3 protein-coding genes are annotated in these 1,973 nt (G+C 40.0%); all 3 read right to left on the reverse strand.

From position 1 onward, the window contains the following. Window positions 1–407 (reverse strand): YqaA family protein (locus E1160_RS01770; protein ID WP_235914017.1); only part of this gene is annotated, 407 nt, incomplete at its 3' end. A 47-nt stretch (window positions 408–454) separates the two neighbouring features. Next, complete coding sequence (locus E1160_RS01775; RefSeq protein WP_155153271.1) at window positions 455–1,003, reverse strand: hypothetical protein; 549 nt, start codon at window positions 1,001–1,003, stop codon at window positions 455–457. A gap of 165 nt (window positions 1,004–1,168) precedes the next feature. Beyond that, complete coding sequence (locus E1160_RS01780) at window positions 1,169–1,915, reverse strand: FkbM family methyltransferase (protein ID WP_155153272.1); 747 nt, start codon at window positions 1,913–1,915, stop codon at window positions 1,169–1,171. Window positions 1,916–1,973: the final 58 nt, after the last annotated feature.

Consider the following 1,973-nt stretch of genomic DNA (forward strand, 5'->3'; position numbering starts at 1 on the left):
AAAACTTTTATTATTTCATGCTGTATCAATGCGATGGTGATGTATCGTCCTGCCTTGGAAATTGTGACTAGAATGATGAATTTCCAAAAAGAGAAATGCATGGCGCCCGCAATTAAGGTCAAAGGATCCCCGATCACGGGTACCCACGCTAATAGTAAGCTGGGCCATCCCCATTTATTGAAGCGATCTTCTGCTTTTTGAAGGGGGTTTTCACCTACAGGAAACCATTTGCGATCTTTAAAATGGATCAGCCAACGCCCCAATATCCAATTGATAATTGACCCAAGAATATTACCGAGGCTTGCTACGAACACTAAGCCCCATATCCACTCTGGTTCAGTCTGGATCAGCCCGATTAAAAGGGCTTCGGATGACAAAGGCAGAATGGTTGCGGCCAGTAAAGCCATAAAGAAAAGACTGGAAAATGAAAAAAGCATCTATAGAAAAAATAGTTTTAAGGCTGTGGCGTTATGCCAATAACCATACGCGGTAATTCGTCTTCACTGGATCGAATGGCCCATTCATAAAGGCGCGTGCCACTGCCACTTACCGCCGTTGCATTTTCAAAGGTGACTTCGGCATCTGTCCATACACGAATACGACCCCATGGGATAAAGCCGCTGGCTTCTAATTCTTTGCGATAATTTTCAGGCAACTTATTGCTTTTTAATTCTACGACACCTGGTGCCGTACGGGCAATACGCATAAACCAAGCATTACGACGCACAAAATGGTAACTGCGTAATTCGTTGATATTACCTTTAAAGCGAAATTTGACTAAGAAACGACCTTCGCCCTTATATTTGATTTCACTGAAACCTTCATCGCGGCGTAGATCTTTTTCATAAATTTCAGCCCATTCGATTTCTTCATCACTGCCTTGTTGTATTTCACCTAGGCCGAGTTTTGACAGAAATCTAAGATGAAGCAAATCACCTTCATACTCATAGGCAAAACGGCCATCCTGCAGAATTTGAATTCGCAGTTGATAGGCGCTTGGCATATAGCAACTGGCCAATAGGAAAAGCGCTGGCACTAGTATCAGATATCTAAAAAAGCGATGTGTTCTCAACATGCTGTGCAGTTTAAACAGATTTTTTAAATTAGGAAATCACATATTTGATAAAATAGCCTAATATCCCAAATAGTTTATTTTAGATCGTAACGATTATCCAAAATTCAATTGAGGGGGAATGGCAATGACTTCGTCTTCGCTAAAAATACATTTATAGCCAAGAGATGTAACAAAATCGATTGTCTCTTTCCGTTTTTCTTCAAATCCTTCATGTTGCCAGCATTCAAATAAAAGTGGTGGACGCTTATTCATGATAATTGTATCGATTGCCCCTTTAAAAACTTCAAGTTCTTCCCCTTCAACATCAACTTTGATAAGGGCGACATTTTCCAAGGCATAGGAATCAAGGGTTCTTACTTCTACTTTTTCTGTTTCATTTATAAAGGGTAATTTTGATGCAACGCCTTGCTGTCGAACATCGGGGCGTATGGAAAATGCCCCAAAATTCCCGGATTGTGAATAATCCACACAAGGGATTTCTATTTCAGAAGGTGCCTCCGGCCCTGATAAGGCAACATGATGTATTTCTGCATTTGGAATATTATTGAGTTCGTAATTTGCCCCCAATAGATGAGAAACACGTCTTTGGGCTTCAAAGGCGATTACGGAACATTCAGTATTAAAGGCGACCGGGATCGAAAAGCTTCCTATATGGGCACCAATATCGACTAATAAGCCACCATTGCCGCGTTTTTCAATTAATTCGCATGCTGTTTTGATCAACTCAAATTGGTATATACCATGCGCTCTCAGGCAGTTAGCGATATATGCTTCGGATTTAAAAACAAGATAAGTACCAGACTTAGATGAAATAATTTCAATTAGTGAACTTGATGACAATTAATCTACCTCTTTATAATTTGCCTGATTTTAAATACGAATTTTTGAAGACATCTAT

The sequence above is a fragment of the Curvivirga aplysinae genome, from assembly GCF_009711445.1.
GTDB lineage: Bacteria > Pseudomonadota > Alphaproteobacteria > UBA8366 > Aestuariispiraceae > Curvivirga > Curvivirga aplysinae.

What these genes read in the sequence shown, in the direction of transcription:
- E1160_RS01775 (WP_155153271.1), bottom strand. Translation starts at nt 1,003, where the DNA reads ATGCCAAGCGCCTATCAACTGCGAATTCAAATTCTGCAGGATGGCCGT.